This window comes from Rhodanobacter sp. UC4438_H5 (assembly GCF_052978405.1).
The window spans coordinates 1,554,048-1,573,434 of the sequence record NZ_CM129672.1 but is presented as its reverse complement, the minus strand read 5'-3'; the positions used below and the strand labels follow the sequence as shown (position 1 = coordinate 1,573,434).

At 68.1% G+C, this 19,387-nt stretch carries 21 protein-coding genes and 1 pseudogene; 14 read left to right on the top strand and 8 right to left on the bottom strand.

Annotated features, from left to right (window positions below; all coding sequences use genetic code 11):
- The first annotated feature begins 20 nt into the window (after positions 1-20).
- Together ACVCL9_RS07445 and ACVCL9_RS07440 are read left to right on the top strand one after the other, a co-directional pair.
- Positions 21-284 (top strand): DksA/TraR family C4-type zinc finger protein, encoded by a 264-nt coding sequence (locus ACVCL9_RS07445; protein ID WP_395119303.1) that lies wholly within the window; start codon positions 21-23, stop codon positions 282-284.
- Between the two features lie 155 nt (positions 285-439).
- Positions 440-1,090, top strand: a complete 651-nt coding sequence (locus ACVCL9_RS07440) for a 2'-5' RNA ligase family protein (protein ID WP_447098579.1) — start codon at positions 440-442, stop codon at positions 1,088-1,090.
- Positions 1,091-1,109: 19 nt separating this feature from the next.
- Here the strand turns inward: ACVCL9_RS07440 and ACVCL9_RS07435 are convergent, their stop codons facing one another.
- The 6 genes from ACVCL9_RS07435 to ACVCL9_RS07410 all read right to left on the bottom strand — a co-directional run bounded on the left by ACVCL9_RS07435 (position 1,110) and on the right by ACVCL9_RS07410 (position 7,596).
- Positions 1,110-1,997 (bottom strand): DMT family transporter, encoded by an 888-nt coding sequence (locus ACVCL9_RS07435; protein ID WP_447098580.1) that lies wholly within the window; start codon positions 1,995-1,997, stop codon positions 1,110-1,112.
- A 155-nt stretch (positions 1,998-2,152) separates the two neighbouring features.
- Positions 2,153-2,713 carry a hypothetical protein gene (locus ACVCL9_RS07430; RefSeq protein ID WP_447098581.1) on the bottom strand — a complete coding sequence of 187 codons (561 nt, stop codon included), beginning with the start codon at positions 2,711-2,713 and terminating at the stop codon, positions 2,153-2,155.
- 74 nt (positions 2,714-2,787) lie between these two features.
- Positions 2,788-4,269, bottom strand: a complete 1,482-nt coding sequence (locus tag ACVCL9_RS07425) for an ABC transporter permease/substrate-binding protein (RefSeq protein WP_447098582.1) — start codon at positions 4,267-4,269, stop codon at positions 2,788-2,790.
- Positions 4,270-4,274: 5 nt separating this feature from the next.
- Positions 4,275-5,042, bottom strand: a complete 768-nt coding sequence (locus ACVCL9_RS07420; RefSeq protein WP_447098583.1) for an ATP-binding cassette domain-containing protein — start codon at positions 5,040-5,042, stop codon at positions 4,275-4,277.
- A gap of 48 nt (positions 5,043-5,090) precedes the next feature.
- Positions 5,091-6,332 (bottom strand): putative bifunctional diguanylate cyclase/phosphodiesterase, encoded by a 1,242-nt coding sequence (locus ACVCL9_RS07415; protein WP_395119297.1) that lies wholly within the window; start codon positions 6,330-6,332, stop codon positions 5,091-5,093.
- 52 nt (positions 6,333-6,384) lie between these two features.
- The gene (locus tag ACVCL9_RS07410; protein ID WP_395119296.1) at positions 6,385-7,596 is read right to left on the bottom strand and encodes an HD-GYP domain-containing protein; all 1,212 of its coding nucleotides are present in this window, start codon (positions 7,594-7,596) and stop codon (positions 6,385-6,387) included.
- Between the two features lie 157 nt (positions 7,597-7,753).
- Between ACVCL9_RS07410 and ACVCL9_RS07405 the strand changes: the two genes are divergently transcribed.
- On the top strand, positions 7,754-8,224 hold the full coding sequence (locus ACVCL9_RS07405; RefSeq protein WP_395119295.1) for a PepSY domain-containing protein: 471 nt from the start codon (positions 7,754-7,756) through the stop codon (positions 8,222-8,224).
- A gap of 12 nt (positions 8,225-8,236) precedes the next feature.
- Positions 8,237-8,761: a TrmH family RNA methyltransferase gene (locus ACVCL9_RS07400; protein WP_447098584.1), complete on the top strand. Its 525-nt coding sequence runs from the start codon at positions 8,237-8,239 to the stop codon at positions 8,759-8,761.
- A 73-nt stretch (positions 8,762-8,834) separates the two neighbouring features.
- Here the strand turns inward: ACVCL9_RS07400 and ACVCL9_RS07395 are convergent.
- Positions 8,835-9,365: pseudogene (locus tag ACVCL9_RS07395) on the bottom strand (lipocalin family protein); the annotation flags it as partial.
- Between the two features lie 474 nt (positions 9,366-9,839).
- Here ACVCL9_RS07395 and ACVCL9_RS07390 point away from each other — a divergent pair.
- From ACVCL9_RS07390 to ACVCL9_RS07380, 3 genes are all read left to right on the top strand, one after another.
- Entirely contained in the window at positions 9,840-10,766 is a 927-nt protein-coding gene (locus ACVCL9_RS07390; protein WP_447098585.1) for an ABC transporter ATP-binding protein, read from the top strand.
- The gene (locus ACVCL9_RS07385) at positions 10,763-11,524 is read left to right on the top strand and encodes an ABC transporter permease (RefSeq protein WP_395119292.1); all 762 of its coding nucleotides are present in this window, start codon (positions 10,763-10,765) and stop codon (positions 11,522-11,524) included. The genes ACVCL9_RS07390 and ACVCL9_RS07385 overlap by 4 nt, the downstream gene beginning before the upstream one ends.
- A gap of 70 nt (positions 11,525-11,594) precedes the next feature.
- Entirely contained in the window at positions 11,595-12,461 is an 867-nt protein-coding gene (locus ACVCL9_RS07380) for a DUF3014 domain-containing protein (RefSeq protein WP_447098586.1), read from the top strand.
- Positions 12,462-12,560: 99 nt separating this feature from the next.
- Here ACVCL9_RS07380 and ACVCL9_RS07375 read toward each other — a convergent pair whose 3' ends face one another.
- Positions 12,561-13,016 carry a cupin domain-containing protein gene (locus ACVCL9_RS07375; protein ID WP_447098587.1) on the bottom strand — a complete coding sequence of 152 codons (456 nt, stop codon included), beginning with the start codon at positions 13,014-13,016 and terminating at the stop codon, positions 12,561-12,563.
- A gap of 127 nt (positions 13,017-13,143) precedes the next feature.
- On the opposite strand from ACVCL9_RS07375, the gene ACVCL9_RS07370 reads away from it, so the two are divergent.
- The 7 genes from ACVCL9_RS07370 to ACVCL9_RS07340 all read left to right on the top strand — a co-directional run bounded on the left by ACVCL9_RS07370 (position 13,144) and on the right by ACVCL9_RS07340 (position 19,379).
- Positions 13,144-14,547, top strand: coding sequence for an NfeD family protein (locus tag ACVCL9_RS07370; RefSeq protein WP_447098588.1), 1,404 nt, complete (start codon positions 13,144-13,146; stop codon positions 14,545-14,547).
- A 21-nt stretch (positions 14,548-14,568) separates the two neighbouring features.
- Positions 14,569-15,345 (top strand): slipin family protein, encoded by a 777-nt coding sequence (locus tag ACVCL9_RS07365; protein WP_447098589.1) that lies wholly within the window; start codon positions 14,569-14,571, stop codon positions 15,343-15,345.
- 21 nt (positions 15,346-15,366) lie between these two features.
- Entirely contained in the window at positions 15,367-16,221 is an 855-nt protein-coding gene (locus ACVCL9_RS07360; RefSeq protein ID WP_447098590.1) for an SAM-dependent methyltransferase, read from the top strand.
- A 111-nt stretch (positions 16,222-16,332) separates the two neighbouring features.
- Entirely contained in the window at positions 16,333-16,629 is a 297-nt protein-coding gene (locus tag ACVCL9_RS07355) for a hypothetical protein (protein WP_447098591.1), read from the top strand.
- 49 nt (positions 16,630-16,678) lie between these two features.
- Positions 16,679-18,457: a diguanylate cyclase gene (locus ACVCL9_RS07350; RefSeq protein WP_447098592.1), complete on the top strand. Its 1,779-nt coding sequence runs from the start codon at positions 16,679-16,681 to the stop codon at positions 18,455-18,457.
- A gap of 60 nt (positions 18,458-18,517) precedes the next feature.
- On the top strand, positions 18,518-19,099 hold the full coding sequence (locus ACVCL9_RS07345; protein WP_447098593.1) for a GNAT family N-acetyltransferase: 582 nt from the start codon (positions 18,518-18,520) through the stop codon (positions 19,097-19,099).
- Positions 19,074-19,379, top strand: coding sequence for a hypothetical protein (locus ACVCL9_RS07340; protein WP_447098594.1), 306 nt, complete (start codon positions 19,074-19,076; stop codon positions 19,377-19,379). The genes ACVCL9_RS07345 and ACVCL9_RS07340 overlap by 26 nt, the downstream gene beginning before the upstream one ends.
- Positions 19,380-19,387: the final 8 nt, after the last annotated feature.

The window sequence follows — 19,387 nt, the reverse complement described above, 5'->3', positions numbered from 1 at the left end:
TGCTTCGCGGAGGCAGCACCATGGCAACCGGCTGGGCCGGCGACGGCGCCGTGCAGGATCAGATCGACGCTACCGTCAACGACGGTGTACAGCGGGCGCGCCAGCAATTGCGCAAGGGCCCGGGCCTGACCCATTGCGAGGAATGCGAAGCGCCGATCCCCGCGGCGCGCCGCGCCGCCGTGCCCGGCGTGCGCTTGTGCGTGGCCTGCCAGCAGGAGCGCGACAGCGAGCGCGCCGCCAGCCTGTACAACCGCCGTGGCAGCAAGGACAGCCAGCTGCGCTGAGCCGGTGTCAGGGGCCGGGCAGCATGGCCGGCGGCGGCGGGTCCGGTCATTGGCGAACGCCGTGGCCGGCGACGCGGATCACACCCGGCTTGTGCGGCGCGGAGTATGGTGTTGCGAACAGCATTCGTCACAGCGACTGTCGTGGAGGTACCGGCTTGACCCCGACGCCCCCCGCCGAACTTGCCGCAGGCATCGATTATTTCTTCGCGGTGCGCCCCGACGGCCACGCGCGCGTGGAGATCGCCAACGTGGCCACGCGTTTTCGCCGCTCGCAGCGCGCCAGCGGCGTCCCGGTGTCGGTCGACAACCTGCACCTTGCCTTGTGCCCGATAGGCCGGCCCGAACGGCCGCAGCTGTCGCCGGAGCGCGCCATGCTGGCCGCGGGCGCCGCGGTGCGGGGCAACGCGTTCACGATCACGCTGGACGCCGCCATGCGCTGCATCCCCACCGGCGGGCAGTTTCCCTTCGTGCTGTGCGCGGACCCGGTCACCGCCGCGGCGGCGCTGGAGCTGCGCAAGGCAATCGCCGCCGCACAGCGCGCGCAGGGACTTCAGGTCAACGGCGTCTCCATTTTCCATCCGCACGTGGCCTTGCAGCACGGGCCGGCGATCGACGCGATCGAGGAATCGATCAACCCGATCCGGTGGCGCGCGGAGGAGTTCGTGCTGATCCGCAGCTTCTTCGGCCAGGCCAGCCATGAAGTGATCGGCCGCTGGCCGCTGGCGAGCGAACCCGCCCCGGCCGCGGTCGACATGTTGGCCGAACTGGCCAACATGCCTGACTTGCCGGCACTCCCTGACGAATGAGGCGCTGGTCGGCGGAGGCCTAGATTGGCGGCTCCGCGCGGACCTGCGGCATGCTTGTGCGCTGTTGTCGCGTCAGCGCGTGCTCGCGCTGGGCGATGTAGAGGCTGGCGCCGATGATGATGGCCGCGCCCAGCGCGGTGTAGTGATCCACCGCCTCGCCGAAGATCCACCACGCCAGCACCGCCACGATCAGCAACTGCAGATAGCTGAAGGGCGCCAGCATCGACGCCTCGGCCAGGCGCAGCGCGCGCGTCCAGCAATAGTGGCCGCCGGTGCCCAGCGCGCCTGACAGCACCAGCCACGGCCAGATGCCGGCGTGCGGCCATTGCCACACCGACAGTGCCGCAGGCAGCGACAGCGGCACCCACAGCAAGGTGGTCAGCAGCACGATGCGGTCGGCCGGCTCGCTGCCGGTCAGCGACTTGATGCTGATCGTCACCGCGCCCGTGAGCCCGGCCGCCAGCAGCGCGACCATGCTGCCCGGTGCGAACGCGGCACTGCCGGGGCGCACGATCACCAGCACGCCGATGAAGCCGGCGATCACCGCAGTCCAGCGGCGCCGGCGCACCACCTCGCCGAGAAAGATCACTGCGCCGATGGTGACGAACAGCGGCGACGAATACGACAGCGCCACCGCCTCGGCCAGCGGCAGGTTCACGATTGCCCAGAAGCCCGCCAGCATGCCGCCCATGCCGAGCACGCAGCGCATCACGTAGAAGCCGAAGCGTGGCGTGCGCAGCAGCGACCAGCCCGGCCCGATCAGCAGCGGCAGCGCGAACAGCGTGCCGAACGCGCTGCGGAAGAACGTGATCTGGAACGGGTGCAGTTGCGCCGAGGCCAGCCGGATCACCACCGCCATCAGGGCAAACAGGCTGGCGCTGGCCAGCATCAGCAACACCGCGCGCAAGGGCAGTGCGGTTACGGGCGACGAGGGGGGGATCGGAGCCAGGGCGGTGCCGCGCAAGGACGTGGGAGGCGCGCATGGTAGCCCATTCCGCCTCGGCGCCGTGCGGGCAATGCCCGCCCTTCACACTGCGACAAGAGCCGGCGGGCGGTGCCGCCCTACGGCGTTGTGCCGCCGGATGCGGGCAGGCTCTGCTCCTGCCTTCCGTGTTGCGGATTGCCCGACCACGCCTGCAGGCGTTCGCGCACGGCCGGCTCCAGGCTCTTCATGCCCCAGCGGCGGCCTTCTGCCAGCGCGGCTTCGCTCGATTTGCCGTCGATCAAGGCAGCGCGCAGCGCGATCATCGCGCCGACCCGGTTGCTGCTCGCGCAATGCACCAGGGTTTCCTGCGTGCCGGCCTGGTGCAGCAGGCGGTCGAACTGCACCACGTTGTTGCGGGTCAGGTCGGCGGCGCCGTGGATCGGCAGGTTGTGATAGTTGATGCCCGCCGCGCGCATGGCGGCGGCCTCGTCAAAGCGCGGCGTCTCGCTGTCCACGCTGAGGTCGATCACCTGCTTGATGCCGGCTCGCTGCAGGGCGGCCACGTCATCGGCCTGCAACCTGCCCGATGCGACCCGATGCGGCGCCGGGAACGACACGTTCGGCAGGTCGGCCAGCGCGGCCTCGGCCGGTGCGGCGGCATGCACGGCGAGCGGAGTGACCGTCAGAATCAATGACAACAACAAGGATCGAAACATGTCGACAATCTCGCATTGAACCCGCCACAGGATAGCCGACGCCGCCTTGCGGCCGTTTATTGCCGCGCCTGCAGGCGCAGCCCGCGCGGCGTCAGCCAGCGCTCGACCAGTTCGAACAGGCCCTGCACCAGCAGCGCCAGCACCGCCGCGGGGATCGCGCCTTCCAGGATCAGCGGGATGCTGTCCAGCCGGATGCCGGTGAGGATCGGCTGGCCGTAGCCACCGGCGCCGATCAGCGCGGCCAGGGTGGCCGTGCCCACATTGATGACTGCGGCGGTCTTGATGCCGGCCAGGATCGAGCGCATCGCCAGCGGCAATTCGATGCGGCGCAGCCGCACCCGCCGTGGCAGGCCCAGTGCCGCGGCCGATTCCATCAGTTCCGGCGCAATGCCGACCAGGCCGGCATGCGTGTTGCGCACGATCGGCAGCAGGCTGTACAGGAACAGCGCGGCCACCGCCGGCCAGGTGCCGATGCCCAGCAACGGGATCATGAACACGAACATCGCCAGCGACGGCACCGTCTGCAGCACGCCGGTGGCCGCGATCACCAGTTGCCCCAGCCGGCGCCGACGCGCGGCGACGATGCCGAGCGGGATCGCCAGCGCCAGCGCCAGGCCCAGCGAGCTCGCCACCAGCTCGATGTGCTCCACGCTGCGCTGGCGCAGCCGCTGCCACAGGCCGCGCCGCCCCGCCTCGACGCGGGTGCCGAGGAAGTCGGCGGCCACCGCGCTGTCGCGGCGGCCGTCGAGCTTCACCGCGGCATTCATCGTGCGCATCGCCTGCTCGTCGATGCGGCCGGCGAGGCGGCGCAGGGCGGCGACGAAGGCGGGCTCGTCCCGCTCCAGCGCCAGCCGATAGAGGAACACCGCCTGGTAGCGCGGGAAGTAGTGGCGGTCGTCGGGCAGGGTGCGCAGGTGGTAGTAGGGGATCTCCGCGTCGGTGCTGTACAGGTCGATCGCATCCACCGCGCCGCTGGCCACCGCGCGGTAGGACAGCACGTGATCCAGCCCGCTGACCTTCGTTTGCGGCAGGGCATAGGCGCGGCGCAAACCCGGCCAGCCATCGCCGCGGTCCATGAACTCGTTGGAGAAGCCCAAGCGCAGCGACGGGTGCGCGCGCAGGTCGGAGATGCGGCGGATGTCCAGTCGCGCCGCCTCGTCCTGACGCATGCCGATCGCGTAGGTGTTGTCGAAACCGAGTGGGTCGGTGATGCCGATGCCCAGCGGTTTCAGCCGGGCGCGCAAGGTGGCGATGTCGGCGTCGGCCGGCACGTCTTGCAGCAGCTCGTGGGTCAGTGTGCCGGTGTACTCGGGGTAGGCGTCGATGTCGCCCTGCTGCAGGGCCTTCCACAGGATGCGGGTGCCACCCAGCTCGCGCTCGTGCACGGCCTGGACGCCGGCATCGCGTGCGGCCAGTCGCGCGATCTCGCCCAGGATCACCGACTCGGTGAATTGCTTGGAGCCGATCCGCACCGGTTGCGCGATCGCCAGCGCCGGCAGCAGGCCGGCGAGCAGCACGATGGCGATGCGGGCAGGCATGCCGGTCATGGCGTGGCCGGCAGCGTGCGTTGCGCCTGCACGAACTGGCGCGCGAAGTCGTCGGCCGGGCGGTCGCGCAGATCCGCGTAGCTGCCGTCCTGCACCACCGCGCCGCGCCGCAGCAGCACCAGCCGGGGGGCGAACCAGGCCGCCTCGGCCAGGTCGTGGGTGACGACGATCACCGTCTTGCCCAGTTCGCCGAAGATGCGCTGCAACTGCTCCTGCAATTCGTGGCGCACGATCGGGTCCAGTGCACCCAGTGGTTCGTCCAGCAGCAAGGCGTCGGGGTCGACCATCAGCGCGCGCATCAGCGCCACGCGCTGGCGCTGGCCGCCGGAGAGTTCGGCCGGGTAGCGCGCCAGCGCGTCCGACGGCAGCCGGGTGAGCTGCGCCAGCGCCTGCGCTCGCTCGCGGATGCGTTGCGGCGCCCAGCCCAGGTGCTGCGGCAGCAGGCCGAGGTTGCCCATGGCGGTGAGGTGCGGAAACAGCCCGCCGTCCTGGATCACGTAGCCCACGCGACGGCGCAAGGCGAGGATGTCGGCCGGCTGCAGGGCGCGGCCGTCCACGCGCACGCAGCCGCTGTCGCTGCGCTCGAGCCCCAGCAGCAGGCGCAGCACGGTGGACTTGCCCGAACCGCTGCTGCCGATCAGCGCGGTGGTGCTGCCGGCCTCGAATGCCAGCTCGATCGGCTGCAGCGCCACGACTTTGCCGTACCGCTTGCTGGCGCCGTCGAGCGCGAAGCGGATGCCGCCGCCGACCTCAGCGGCGCCCATGGTTCCGGGCGCGACGGGAACCACCCTGTGGCGTGGTCCGGTGCGCGCTCACGCGGGCGGCACCGTGGTGGCGAAGCGCGCGATGAAGTCGGCGGCCGGTTGCGGGCGGCCGAGATGGAAACCTTGGCCGAAGTCGCAGCCCATGTCGATCAGCAGCGCCTGGGTGGCGGCATCCTCGATGCCTTCGGCGGTAGTGGCCAGGTCCATGTGGTGGGCCATGTTGATGATGGCGCGCACCAGCTTGGCGGTATGCGGTTCGCTGCGGATGGCGCCGATCAGCGACTGGTCGATCTTCAATTCGGTGGCCGGGAACTGGCGCAGGTAGGCGATCGAGGCGTAACCGGTGCCGAAATCGTCGATCGCGATGCCGATGCCGCGGTCGCGCAACCGGCGCAACACCTGCACGCTCAGCTCGAGGTCGTTGACCAGGGTGGTCTCGGTGATCTCCACGATCACCGCCGTCGGTGGCACGCCCCAGATTTCCAGCGCGCCGGTCAATTGCTCCACCATGCCCGGGCGCGACAGCACGCGCGGCGAGAAGTTGATCGCAAAGCGCAGGCCCTGGAACGAGGGCAGGCTGGCCACGTGCCGCAGGGTCGTGTTCATGCTCCAGCGGGTGAGTACCGAGATCAGGTCGCTCTGCTCGGAGAACGGCACGAAGTTGGCGGGCGAGACCTCGCCGTGGTTGGGGCTGCTCCAGCGCGCCAGCGATTCGGCGCCGGCCAGGCGGTCGCTCTGCAGGTTCCAGATCGGCTGGAAGAACACCTGCAGCCGGTTGGCGTCCAGCGCCTCGCGCAGTTCGTCGTAGAAGATCTCGACCTGGGTGTCGTGCGGCGCGTAGACCACGTACAGCTCGCCGCGCCGCTGCGCCTCGTCCAGCGCCATGCTGGCGCGGCGACACAGGCGGTCGGCGCCGGGGCCGTGGTCGGGATACAGCGCGATGCCCATCACCGGCCGCACCAGCCAGGGCGAGGCGGTTCCGTCCAGCGGCTGCTCGAAGGCCTGGGTCAGGCGCGTGCCGGCGAGCAGGGCGTGGTTGGCGCTGAGCATATCCGGCAGCAGCACGACGAAGCTGTCGTCGCCGGCGCGGAACACGCGGTCGATCGGACGCAGCGAACGCTGGATCAGCGCATGCGCCATGTCCTCGGCTTGTTCGCCCTGGGCGTAGCCGAAGCGCAGGCTGATCTCGCGCAGGCCGGGCACGCGCAGCATCAGCACGGCGAAACGCTCGCCTGCGCTGGCGCGGATGTGCGCGTCGATCTGCTCGAAGATGTGTTCGCGATTCAGCATGCGGCGGCGGGCCAGGGGGAAGGCGGGTGGACGGGCGTCGGGGTGGCCATCATTACAGGAAGAAGCGGCTGGCATCGATACCGTAGTCGCCGACCGCCAGGCTGCGCACGATGTCGACGCCCTCGTCGTCGTCCAGCTGCATCAGGTCCACCGCCCGGAAATCGTCCAGCGGCTGCTTGTTCGGCTCGCTCAGGATCGCCACCCGCGGGCGCAGCCGGCGCACCTGGTTCTGCGCCATCACGATCGCCACCTCGCCGGTGCTCAGTTCCACCAGCGAGCCGGTGGGGTAGACGCCGAGGCAGACCTGGAACTGCTCGATCATCTCGGCCTGATGCAGGCGGTTGCGTGCGGCGTAGATCTGCTGCAGCGCCTGGTGGCGTGAAATGGGCGCGCGGTAGGGACGCGCGCTGGACATCGCGTCGTAGCTGTCGATGATGCCGAGCATGCGCCCGCTGATCGGGATGGCGTGGCCGGCCAGGCCGTCCGGGTAGCCGCTGCCGTCGTGGCGCTCGTGGTGGGTGCGCACGATGTCGAGCACGTCGAGGTTGGCGATGCCTGCCTCGTCCAGCAGGGCCAGCCCGTGGCCGATGTGCGAGCGGATGATGTCGACCTCGCTGGGAGCCAGCGAACCCGGATATTGCAGCAGTTGCTCCGGCAGGCGGGTCTTGCCCACGTCCATCAGCAGGCCGCCGGCGGCGAGGCTGAAGATGGTCTCCTCGTCGAAACCCATGTGTCGGCCGAACGCGGCGGCCAGCGCGCTGCAGCTCACCGCGTGGCTGTAGGAATAGCTGTCGCTGCGGCGCAGGCCCTCCACCAGGAAGAACGCATCCGCGCTGCGCAGCACGGTGGCCACCAGCGGGCGCACCGCCTGCTCGACGCGCTCGACCGACAGCTCGCGGCCGCTGGTCACGTCCTCGAACAGGCCATCGACGATCTGCGAGGCGTTCTCCAGCGCGGCGCGGGCACGTGGCGCCTCGTCCTCGACCGCGGCGAGATCGGCGTAATGGGTGCGGCTGCTGAAGCGGTGGCGCGGGGCGTCGGCGCGCATCAGCGCCTGCGGCGCGTCCGGCGGCACCAGGCGGCGCGCATCGACCCAGACCTCGCGGCACAACTGCTGCAGGGTCTCGATGTCCTCCAGCCGGGTCAGCGCGACACCTTGCAGTGCGAATGGCGTCTCCTCCCATGGCCGATCCAGCCGGCACACGAACATGCCCAGCTGCAGATCGGCCACGTCGATCCGACGCTCTTCGATTTCGAAAGCCACGCACTGCTCCGACCGATGGTGGACGCCGAGCCACGGCAACGCGATCGCGGCGGTCCAGCGGCGAGGTTAGCAGCAGTGCGGATTGCCGTGCCAACGGCTGGCCGGTGCGCCATGCAGCGGCGTACCCTGTGCGCCCGTTTCGTGGATATCGCCGCCCATGCCGTCGTCGCATCGCCTGATCCGCTTCGTTCGCAGCTGCCATCTCTACCTCGGCGTGTTCACCGCGCCGATGCTGCTGTTCCTGGCGGTGAGCGGCGGCCTGCAGACCTTCGGCCTGCATGAGGCCAGCCGCGGCAGCAGCTACGCGCCACCGGCGTGGCTGGCCAGCATGGCGCAGCTGCACAAGAAGCAGACCCTGGAGGTGCCGGTGCGGCGTCCGCGTCCGGCGGCAGCGGTGGCCGAGGCCGCGCCGGTCGCGCGGGCAGCGGTGCAGGGCGCGCCCGCGGCACCCGGTGCGCGCCGCAACCTGCTGCCGATGAAGATCTTCTTCGCCGCGATCGCGCTGGGCCTGTTCATGTCGGTGTGCAGCGGGCTGTACATGGCCTGGCGCTTCACTCGCCGGCCGCGGCTGTTCGGCGCCGTGCTGCTGGGCGGGATTGCCGCGCCCCTGCTGCTCTTGCTGGCCTGAGCCGGTCGCGGCATGGCGAACCGGCAGCTCGACCATTGGCAGCATCGCCCGGCGCGTTCCGCGTTCGCGCTGCGCTACCTGGTGCACGACTTCGAGGTGCCGATGAACGTGGGCAGCGTGTTCCGCATTGCCGACGCGCTGGGGGTGGAGATGATCCACCTCACCGGCGCTTCGGCGGTGCCGCCCAACCGCAAGTTGCGCAAGACCTCGCGTGCGACCGAGCAGCACGTGCCGTTCCGCCACGACGACGATCCGCTGCCGGTAGTGCACGAACTGAAGGCCGCCGGCTACCGCATCGTCAGCCTGGAGCTCACCAGCGCCAGCATCGACATCCGCGAGCTGCCGGTGGCCGCGGGCGAGCGCATCTGCCTGGTGCTCGGTTCGGAGAACCGCGGCGTAAGCCAGGCCTTGCTGGACGGCTCCGACCAGACCGTGCACATCCCCATGCTGGGCGCGCATTCGTCGATGAACGTGGCCACCGCCTGCGCGATCGCGACGTTCGAAATCATCCGCGCGTTTCCGGTGCCGCCGGCCTGAGGCCACGGTCGTGGAGGGGCGGGGCTCCGTTCGGCGCCGGCGCGCTTTCCGCGGGCCGGTCCGGCGCACCGGCGGGTGCGGTCATCATCAATCGGTCGACCGGATAGCCACGCTGGCGCGAGTGCTCCACGAGGGTCTGCAAAAGTGCGGGATCCATCGTGGGCTGGCGCGAGAGTATCCACAGGTGGTTGCGGCCGGGGCCGCCGATCACCGCCCACTGGTAGTCGGCGTCCACCTCGATCACCCAATAGTCGGCCCATGCCATCGGCAGCCAGGTCAGCCAGGCAGGCGCGAAGCGCACTTCCAGCGCGGCCGGCTGGTGTTTCTTCATCCGCGCCACGCCGTCGACCGACGACCGGCCCTTGCGGGTGCGGCAGGTGTTGTGCACGTGGATGGTGCCGTCGGGATTCGGCGTGTACGTGGCGACGACGGCATCGAGGCACTCGCGTTCGAAGTACATCGGCAGGCGCGCGATTTCGTACCACTGGCCGGCATACCGATGCAGGTCCAGCGACGGCACCGGCCGGTTCGGCAGGCTGGCGGCGGCAGCGGGTCCTGCGATGGCGAGGGTTGCCACGATGAGCAACTGGCGGAACATGCGCATGGTCTGGTTCCCTGGGGAATGCGTGGAGCGATCGGCCGGAAGGATCGCGGAACCGGGGCGTGCGGTCTGGCGGTAGTGTGCTTCCTGCAGGTCGATCTCGCGCACCCGCCGGTGCGAGACCTCGTCCGAGACGACGGCGGCGATGGCTGCGGCCCGGCGGGCCATGTTCTCCTCACGAAGGACCGCCGGTTCCGGCGGCAGTTCCTGGCCTTCGAGCAACGGCAGCAGGCCGATGCTGGCGACCACCAGCGAGAGCGGGATCAGCGCGGTGGCGAGGAAGATGGGCGGCCCGCCTGCGGGGAAGGGCGCGCCGTCGGGCGGCATCGGGAATGGGGAGCGGGAAACGACATCGCCGTTCGCCCTGAGCGCAGGCGCGGCGCCGAAGTCCAGGGGTGCAGCAGCGGCTGGCCGTGCCGCGTCGAAGGGCATACCATCGCCCGTTCCCGTCGCCCGTCCCCAGGCCCAGGAGATCGCGTGCAGCCGATCATCGACGTCAGACAGCTCAGCAAGACCTACGTCTCCGGTTTCCAGGCGCTCAAGCCGATCGACCTGCAGATCCGCCAGGGCGAGATTTTCGCGTTGCTCGGCCCCAATGGCGCCGGCAAGACCACCCTGATCAGCATCATCTGCGGCATCGTCAATCCCAGCGAAGGCTCCGTGCTGGCCGATGGCCACGACGTGGTGCGCGAATACCGCGCCGCGCGCTCGCAGATCGGCCTGGTGCCGCAGGAGCTGACCACCGACTCGTTCGAGACGGTGTGGAACACGGTCAGCTTCAGCCGCGGCCTGTTCGGCAGGGCGCCAGACCCGGCGTACATCGAGAAGGTGCTGAAGGACCTCTCGCTGTGGAGCAAGAAGGACAACAAGATGATCACCCTGTCCGGCGGCATGAAGCGCCGGGTGATGATCGCCAAGGCGCTGTCGCACGAGCCGCGCATCCTGTTCCTGGACGAACCCACCGCCGGCGTCGACGTGGAGCTGCGCCGCGACATGTGGACCATGGTGCGCGGCCTGCGCGCCAGTGGCGTCACCATCATCCTCACCACGCATTACATCGACGAGGCCGAGGAGATGGCCGACCGCATCGGCGTGATCAACAAGGGCGAGCTGATCCTGGTGCAGGACAAGGCCGAGCTGATGAACAGGCTCGGCCGGCGGCAACTTACCCTGCAGTTGCAGTCGCCGCTGGCGGCGATCCCCGCCGAACTTTCCGGCCACGCGCTGGAGTTGTCCGCTGACGGCCAGCAACTGGTCTACACCTTCGACGCGCAGGACGAGCGCAGCGGCATCGACGTGCTGCTGCGCCGGCTGGGCGAACTGGGCATCGACTTCAAGGATCTCAGGACCAGCCAGAGCTCGCTGGAGGACATCTTCGTGGACCTGGTCAGGGAGCGCGCATGAACATCCACGGCATCCGCGCGATCTACCGCTTCGAGATGGCGCGCACGCGGCGCACGCTGCTGCAGAGCATCGTCTCGCCGGTGATCTCCACATCGCTGTACTTCGTGGTGTTCGGCGCGGCGATCGGCTCGCACATGAACGGCATCGACGGGGTCAGCTACGGCGCCTTCATCGTGCCGGGCCTGGTGATGCTGTCGCTGCTCACGCAGAGCATCTCCAACGCCTCGTTCGGGATCTATTTCCCCAAGTTCGTCGGCACCATCTACGAGATCCTGTCGGCGCCGGTGTCGCCGTTCGAGATCGTCGCCGGCTACGTCGGCGCGGCGGCGAGCAAGTCGATCATCCTGGGCGCGATCATCCTGGCCACTGCGCGGCTGTTCGTCACCTTCGAGATCGCGCACCCGCTGTGGATGGTCGCGTTCCTGGTGCTCACCGCGGTGACCTTCAGCCTGTTCGGCTTCATCATCGGCATCTGGGCGGACAACTTCGAGAAGCTGCAACTGGTGCCGCTGCTGATCGTCACGCCGCTGACCTTCCTTGGCGGCAGTTTCTACTCGATCCACATGCTGTCGCCGCTGTGGCAGAAGGTGACCCTGTTCAACCCGGTGGTGTACCTGATCAGCGGGTTCCGCTGGAGTTTCTACGGCGTGTCGGACGTCGGCGTGGGGATCAGCCTGGGCATGACCCTGGTGTTCCTCGGCATCTGCCTGGGACTGGTGTGGTGGATCTTCCGCAGCGGCTACCGATTGAAGGCCTGAACCACGCCGGTTGAACGAATCGCGCGGGCTCCAGTCCCAGCACTATTTGAAGGCAACCACGGGGAAGTTCATGCGCAGGCAGACATCAACCGGAAGCTGGGTCGCCGCGGCGATCGTGGTGATCGTCCTGGTCGGGGCGGGGGGCTGGCTGGTGCGACGCGCCATGCAGCCCGAGGCGGCGAGCCCGCCGACGGCGGAAATGGCGCAACCGGCGACGAGCCGCAGCGCGGCGGCGCCGATCCAGCATCCGATCGCGCAGGCACAGGCGCAAACCGTCCCGGCCAGCGCCTCCACCGCGCCGCTGCCGGCGCTGGACCAGAGCGACGACGACGTGCTGGCCGCCCTGCAGCGGCTGGCCGGCGACAGCGAGCTGTCGCTGCTGCTGGTGCGCCCGCAGATCATCAACCGCATCGTGGCCAGCATCGACGCCATGCCCGGGCGCAGCCTCGGCGGCATCATGATGCCCGCGAGGCCGCCCAAGGGTGCCTTCGTCACCGGCGAAATGGACGGCCAAACCGTGATCGGCGAAGCCAACGCCGCCCGCTATGCGCCGTACATGGCGATCGTCGAGCAGGTCGATCCGCAGGCGCTGGTAGCCTGGTACGTGCACGCCTATCCGCTGTTCCAGCAGGCCTACGAACACCTGGGCTACCCGCACGGCTACTTCAATGACCGCCTGATCGTGGTGATCGACAACTTGCTCGCCGCGCCCGAGCCCGCCACGCCGCCGGCACTGCTGCCGTCCAGGGGCCAGTACGTGTTCGCCGATCCGGCGCTGGAAGCGCGCTCCGCCGGCCAGCGCTTGCTGCTGCGCACCGGAGCGGCCAACGAAGCGAAGATCAAGGCCCGGCTGCGCACGATCCGCGGCCTGCTGGTCGGCCAGCACCTGCAGCCTGCCGCGGCGGGTTCGGCCACTGGAGCCGCCACGCTGAAATAGCCAGGCTGCCGACTCATCAACGGGTAGGAGCCCGCCTGCGGGCGATGCTCTCGCGAATCCCGAATCCCGGCTACTAAAGCATCGCCCGCAAGCGGGCTCCTACGGATACGGCGAGCCGTCCTTGTGCGTGTAGACGCCGGCCGCGCCGTCCCAGTGCAGGTCGATGTCGGGGTAGTGGCAGCGGTCGTCCGCGTGGCGACTGCCGATCTCCAGATAGACGGCTGTCTGTGCGCTCCGGTTGACCAGGTGATGACCGTCGGGACAGTTCTTCGGGAACGCCGCGAACTCGCCCGTGCGCAGCGGCTGCTCGCCGTCGTCGGTGATCAGCACCAGCTCGCCCGACAGCACGCAGACGAACTCGTCCTCGTTGGTATGCCAGTGCCGCTGGCTCGACCACGCGCCCGGCGGAAGCTGCGTGAGATTGACGCCGAAATCGGCGAGGCCGCCGGCATCGCCCAGCGCCTGCTTGGTGCGCGCGCCGGCGAAGGCGGCAAACGGCGGCGGATAGCCCGAGCCCTTGCGCTCGGGCACCTGGCTGACATCGATCTTCGGCATGGGGATTCTCCGGCGTGGATGGCGATTGTCCACCGAAAGCGCGCCGTTGCCGTGAATGAGCGCTTTCTGTACACCCGACCGGCTACAGTGGGCCGACGTCGCGAGACCGTGCGCGGAGGACGGAATCATGATGCGTGGCTGCTGGCTGATCGTTCTGATGCTGGCGTGGCTGGTGCCGTCGGCCCCGTCGCGCGCCGAACCGCCGGTGGCTGCGCCTTCGGCGATGGTGGCGCGGATCACCCTGGACGGACCGATCGGGCCGGCTGCAGCGGAGTACTTCGACGACGCGGCGCAACGCGCGGTAGCCGACGGCGCGGTGGCGATCGTGCTGCAACTGGACACGCCGGGCGGGCTGTCCGAGTCGATGCGCCAGATCATCGGCCGCATGCTGGCGCTGCCGGTGCCGGTACTGGTCTACGTGGCGCCGGGTGGTGCGCGTGCTGCTTCGGCCGGCACCTACATCCTTTATGCGGGGCAGGTTGCCGCAATGGCGCCGGCCACCCACCTGGGTGCGGCGACACCGGTATCGCTGGGTGGCGCCACGCCGATGCCGTTGCCGGTGCCGAAGGCGAGCGAGCCGGCCAGGGCCGGTTCCGGCGCGCCGCCCGCGCAGGATGAGGCCGGCGACAACGCCGAATCGAACAAGGTGCTGAACGACGCGATCGCCTACATCCGCTCGCTGGCCCAGCTGCGCGATCGCAACGCGGCCTGGGCCGAGCAGGCGGTGCGTGGCGCGGCGACGCTGACCGCCAGCGAGGCAGCGCAACAACACGTGATCGACTTCGTCGCCGGCGACGTGGCCGACCTGCTGGCGAAGGCCGACGGACGCGCGGTACGCGTCGGCGAGCGCCAGCTGACCATGCAACTGGCGGGCGCGAGCGTGCGCGACTACGCGCCGGGCGCGCGCACCCGTTTCCTGGGCATCATCACCAACCCGACCATCGCCTACCTGCTGCTGCTCGGCGGCATCTTCGGCCTGGCGCTTGAGGCGATGCACCCCGGTGCGATGCTGCCCGGCATCGTGGGCGCGATCAGCCTGCTGGTGGGCCTGTACGCCTTGCAGCTGCTGCCGGTGAATTACGCCGGGTTGGCGCTCATGGCGCTGGGCATCGGCCTGCTGGTGGCCGAGGCGGTCAATCCCACGGTGGGGGCGTTCGGCGCGGGCGGACTGGTGGCCTTCGTGATCGGCTCGGTGATGCTGATGAAGACCGGCGTGCCCGGCTACGCGGTCAACCTGGGCGTGATCGGCGGCATCGCGGTGGGCTTCGCGGCGCTGCTGGGCACGGTGGTGTGGCTGGTTTTTCGCGCGCGCCGCGCACCACCGTTCGGCGGCGAGGCCGCGATGGTCGAGGAAACCGGCCGCCTGCTGGAAAGCGTGGCTGCCGGCGGCGAGAGCTGGGCGATGCTGCACGGCGAGCGCTGGCGCGTGCGCTGCGCGGTCGACCTGCCGGCGGGCGCCGCCGTGCGGGTGGTGTCGCGGCAAGGTTTGTTGTTGTGGGTCGAGCCGGCCCCTGCCGTCGCGACCGTTTGAGGTTTTTGACTGGAGAAGACCATGTTCGGATTCGTCGGTGTGTTGATCATCCTCGGCATCTTGCTGCTGTTCGCCGCGATCAAGATCCTGCCGGAGTACCAGCGCGGCGTGGTGCTGACCCTGGGCCGCTATACCGGCACCAAGGGCCCCGGCCTGGTGCTGCTGATCCCGGTGGTGCAGCAGATGATCCGGGTGGACCTGCGGGTCACCGTGCTGGATGTGCCGCCGCAGGACGTGATCTCGCGCGACAACGTCTCGGTGCGGGTCAATGCCGTGGTGTACTTCCGCGTGGTCGACTCGGACAAGTCGGTGCTGGAGGTGGAGAACTTCCTGCAGGCCACCAGCCAGCTGGCACAGACGCGGCTGCGCTCGGTGCTGGGCCAGCACGAGCTGGACGAGATCCTGTCCCAGCGCGAGTCGATCAACCACACCTTGCAGGTCACCCTGGACGAGGCCACCGACCCGTGGGGCATCAAGGTGATGAACGTGGAGATCAAGGACGTCGATCTCAACGAGACCATGGTGCGGGCGATCGCGCGCCAGGCCGAGGCCGAACGCGAACGCCGCGCCAAGGTGATCCACGCCGAAGGCGAGATGCAGGCCGCCGAGAAGCTGCGCGATGCTGCGGCGATGCTGTCGCAACAGCCGCAGGCGCTGCAGTTGCGTTATCTGCAAACGCTGGCCGACATGTCCAACAACGGCAAATCCTCGACCATCGTGTTCCCGCTGCCGCTGGACCTGATCCGGCCGCTGATGGAGGCATTCCCGTCGAAACGGGATTCGGGTACAACGGGCTGACCGATTTTCGCGAGCAAACCGATGGAAGCAATCCCAGCGGCTGGAAGCCTGGTCTGCGTGGGTCTGGGCATGACCCTGGGCTCGCACCTCGGCCCGCTGGCGCGCAGCCACATCGAGCAGGCCGACGTAGTGTTCGCCGGCCTCTCCGACGGCATCGTCGAGCTGTGGCTGCAGCGCATGCACCGCGACGTGCGCAGCCTGCAGGTGTACTACCGCGAGGGCAAGTCGCGCATGCAGACCTACCGCGAGATGGTCAAGGCCATCCTCACCGAGGTGCGTGCGGGCAAGAGGGTGTGCGGCGTGTTCTACGGCCATCCCGGCGTATTCGCCTGGGCGCCGCACAAGGCGATCGAGGTGGCCCGCGGCGAAGGCTACGCCGCGCACATGGAGCCGGGCATTTCCGCCGAGGATTGTCTCTATGCGGATCTCGGCATCGACCCCGGCCGCGTCGGCTGCCAGCACTACGAGGCCAGCCAGCTGCTGTTCTACCGACGCCGGATCGACCCCACGGCCTACCTGGTGCTGTGGCAGGTGGGCCTGGTCGGCGACCAGTCGCTGGCACGCTTCTCCACCGGCCCGGCCTACCGCCAACTGCTGATCGAGGTGCTCTCGCGCGACTACCCGCCGGAGCATGAGGTCATCATCTACCGCGCACCGACCCTGCCGATCCAGCAGGCGCGGATCGAGCGGTTGCCGCTGGGGGAGCTGCCTCAAGCGGAGGTGGGCATGGCCGATACGGTGGTGGTGCCGCCGGCGCGGGCGCTGTCGGTGGACCACGAGATGAGGGCGAGGCTGGATGTGCTTGACAAGGCGGCGTCCGAAGCCGCCGGCGATGCTGCCGCATCGAGTCTGCAAGGCGTCAAAAACCAAGCGTAAGATGGCCTCGGCGCAGCCGTGCCTGACAAGAGCGCCGTTGCGAGCAGGGAGTCGCAGTAAGACTGGAGCTGGCGGCCAGTTGTCAATCAGCGAGGTAGGGGGAATCATCAGGTGTTCGACGTTATCGATTTTCTTGAGACCCTGGGGCAAGACGCGCAGCTGCGTTACGCGTCGCAGGATGAAGTGGAGTTTGCGCTGTCCGGGGCGGTGGTGGAGCCGGCGATGCGGGTGGCGATCCTCGCCAGAAATGGCCCGGGCTTGCAGGCGTTGCTTGGGCAGGATCCGTTCTGCTGCTTGATCAACCCGGCCAAGCCCGATGAGGAGCAGGAGGAATGTGACGGCAACTGCAAGGAAAGCGAGGAAAAGAAGCGTGACGAGGAAAGGAAGGAGAAAAGGGATGGGGACTGAGGATCATTCGCCCTTTGTCTTGTCTGCGCTGGCGACCACCGACTAGCCCATGGACAAGGCTGGCGGCTACAGGCTGGCTTTCGCATGTTCTGCGCTTCTGCTCTGGTCAGTGGCGGGTCTCGCCACCGTACCCGCGTCCGTATCGGACGACCCCGGGCAACTGCTGAAACAGGCGGAAAGCATTCCGTCCTCCAATCGTGTCGAGTTCGACGAATTGATGCGCCGGCTCGCCAAGCCTGTGCGGGAGCTTTCTCCGCAGCAGCAAGTGCATCGCCGCTATCTTCTGGCCCGGCAGGCCGCTTTTGCCGGCAATTTCGACGCCGCCTTGCCGCCGTTGACGGCGATCGCGGGTCAGACCGCATATCCCGTGCTGGCGTTTCGCGCCAAAGCCACGGTGATTGACCTTCTGGTGGCGCAATCCCGCTACGAGGAAGCCTTCGCCAGGCTGAATTCGCTGCTGGAGCAGCTGCCGAAGATGGAGGAAAACGATGTCCGTGTGCAGGGACTTGGTGTCGCGGCGCAGTTGTACAACGAGGCAGGTCAGTATGAAGCCTCCTCGCGTTACGCAGATCAGATCATCAATGAGAGCACTGATACGCGCAGCGCCTGCAGGGGGTGGTTCTACAAGTCCGAGGCCTTGTTTGAAAGTGGCACCACGAAGCTGGCTGCCGATCAGCTTCGCGATGGCACGGAAGCATGCAGCAAGGCAGGCAATACGCTTTTCGCACTCAGCTTCCAGTATTTGCTGGCGAGTTTCGACATGCGGCAAGGCCGCCTCGACTCCGCCATCCGCTTGTTGCAGACCAGCTATCCCAAGGTGCTGCGAGCAGGCTTTCCGCCCCAGGTCGCGGAGTTCGAGTCCACTCTGGCCAAGGCGCACCTGGAGCGTGGCGACCTTGTCTCGGCTGCCAAGTTTGCCAATCAGGCCCTGGTGACGAACGCCAGCAGGCCGTATTCCGAGTCGACCGCCCGGGCGTACCACGTGCTTTATCGGGTCGACAAGAAGACCGGCGACGACCGTGCGGCGCTGGAGAATCTCGAGAAGTTCGTCGTCACCAACGACGGCTACATGGATCGCCTCAGTGCAAAGGCGCTTGCCTACCAGATCGTCGAGCAAAAGGTGCTGGCGAAGAAACTGCAGGTCGAAGAGCTGGACAAGAAAAACAAGCTGCTCGGGATGCAGGGCGAGCTGGATCGCAAGGAGGTCGAAACCAGCCGCCTGTACATCCTGTTGCTGCTGCTGGTACTCGCGTCCATCGGTTTGTGGGCGTATCGCATCAAGCGCTCGCAGCTCAAGTTCATGAAACTGGCGCGGCGCGACGGACTCACCGGCATCTTCAACCGGCAGCACTTCGTCAACGAGGCGGAACGGCTGCTGCGCTATTGCCAGAAGTCCGGACGCGACGCTTGCCTGGTGCTGCTCGACCTGGATCATTTCAAGCAGGTCAACGACAACCATGGTCACGCGGTGGGCGACCGCGTGCTTCGGCGTGCGGTGGGGGCCTGCCAGAAGCACTTGCGGACCACCGACCTGTTCGGGCGGCTGGGCGGCGAGGAGTTCGGCATGCTGCTGCCCGAGTGCGGGCGGGAGCAGGTGTTGGAGCGCGTGGAGCAGATGCGCCTGGCCGTTGCCCAGGTTCCTGCCGGCGAGGCGGGCTCCGGCGTGGTTGTCTCGGCCAGCTTCGGCGTCGCGTCCGCCGCCAGCTCGGGGTATGAGCTGCGCCAGTTGATGACGGATGCGGACGACGCGCTCTACCGGGCCAAGCGCGAGGGGCGCAACCGGGTCAGCCTGTTCGACAGCCGGCGTGTTCAGTCGAATGTGGTGTAACGAGCGCAATCACAAACCCGGCTTTGGCGCCCCGTGCGCAGCCGCTTCAGGGAGATGCTGTTGAAATCGTTTTCACGCAAGGCCAGGAGCGTGCGGCTTCGGCCGATGATGCAGAGCGACGAAGCTCTGTTTCATACGCTCTATACCGATCCCGAGACCATGCGTTTCGTCGGTGCGCCGTGGACTCCGGCGGAGGCAGTGGAGAGGTTCCGTGCGACCCTCTGTCGCCGGGGAAAGACGGTCGTGACCGACCGCTTTTTCGTCATCGAGGAAAAATCCAGCCGGGAAGCTATGGGTATTTGCGGCTCCTCACATTATGATCCGGCAAACATGCGGGTCGAAGTTGGCGTGATGTTGTTGCCCTTGGGTCGCAGGGCAGGGGTGGGGAGGGGCGCACTGATGGCGTTGGTGGACCATCTGTTTGAAGAGCAGCTGCTCGTCGAAGTGTACGCACGCATCGTTGCCGGCCATTCGGCAGCAGAAAATCTGGTAAAGCGCGCCAGTTTCCTGCTGGACATGGTTGTGAGGGGCGGGGAGCGGGATGTGGGGGAGCGTCAGTGGTCGGTCCACCGATCAACTTGGCGAGCAAGTCAAAGACCAGCAGCGGAGGTTATCGATGTCCAACGTGATCGATTTTCTTGAAAGGATGGGACGAGACGGGAAACTGCGTCATGCCTCGACCAAGGATATGGAGGGGGCCTTGGAAGTTGCCCAGATTGACCCGCAGCTGGCTGCCGCGATCCTCGCGAAGGATTCGGCGCTGATCGAGTCGCTGCTCGGCGACAGCAAGATCTATTGCGCCCTGATGCCCGGCAAGCAGGACGAGGAAGAGGAAGGGGAGGGTGAGGACGAAGCGCCTTCGCGCGAGGAGTCCGGGATTCCCTCGCGGGACCCTCTTTCCCGCGTGACGTTTGCCAGATAGCCGATGCG

Coding starts and splice junctions, on each gene's coding strand:
- ACVCL9_RS07445 (WP_395119303.1), top strand. CDS start 21: ATGGCAACCGGCTGGGCCGGCGACGGCGCCGTGCAGGATCAGATCGAC.
- ACVCL9_RS07425 (WP_447098582.1), bottom strand. CDS start 4,269: ATGCCTGCCCGCATCGCCATCGTGCTGCTCGCCGGCCTGCTGCCGGCG.
- ACVCL9_RS07420 (WP_447098583.1), bottom strand. CDS start 5,042: ATGGGCGCCGCTGAGGTCGGCGGCGGCATCCGCTTCGCGCTCGACGGC.
- ACVCL9_RS07415 (WP_395119297.1), bottom strand. CDS start 6,332: ATGCTGAATCGCGAACACATCTTCGAGCAGATCGACGCGCACATCCGC.
- ACVCL9_RS07405 (WP_395119295.1), top strand. CDS start 7,754: ATGCCGTCGTCGCATCGCCTGATCCGCTTCGTTCGCAGCTGCCATCTC.
- ACVCL9_RS07400 (WP_447098584.1), top strand. CDS start 8,237: ATGGCGAACCGGCAGCTCGACCATTGGCAGCATCGCCCGGCGCGTTCC.
- ACVCL9_RS07385 (WP_395119292.1), top strand. CDS start 10,763: ATGAACATCCACGGCATCCGCGCGATCTACCGCTTCGAGATGGCGCGC.
- ACVCL9_RS07380 (WP_447098586.1), top strand. CDS start 11,595: ATGCGCAGGCAGACATCAACCGGAAGCTGGGTCGCCGCGGCGATCGTG.
- ACVCL9_RS07375 (WP_447098587.1), bottom strand. CDS start 13,016: ATGCCGAAGATCGATGTCAGCCAGGTGCCCGAGCGCAAGGGCTCGGGC.
- ACVCL9_RS07370 (WP_447098588.1), top strand. CDS start 13,144: ATGATGCGTGGCTGCTGGCTGATCGTTCTGATGCTGGCGTGGCTGGTG.
- ACVCL9_RS07365 (WP_447098589.1), top strand. CDS start 14,569: ATGTTCGGATTCGTCGGTGTGTTGATCATCCTCGGCATCTTGCTGCTG.
- ACVCL9_RS07360 (WP_447098590.1), top strand. CDS start 15,367: ATGGAAGCAATCCCAGCGGCTGGAAGCCTGGTCTGCGTGGGTCTGGGC.
- ACVCL9_RS07350 (WP_447098592.1), top strand. CDS start 16,679: ATGGACAAGGCTGGCGGCTACAGGCTGGCTTTCGCATGTTCTGCGCTT.
- ACVCL9_RS07340 (WP_447098594.1), top strand. CDS start 19,074: ATGTCCAACGTGATCGATTTTCTTGAAAGGATGGGACGAGACGGGAAA.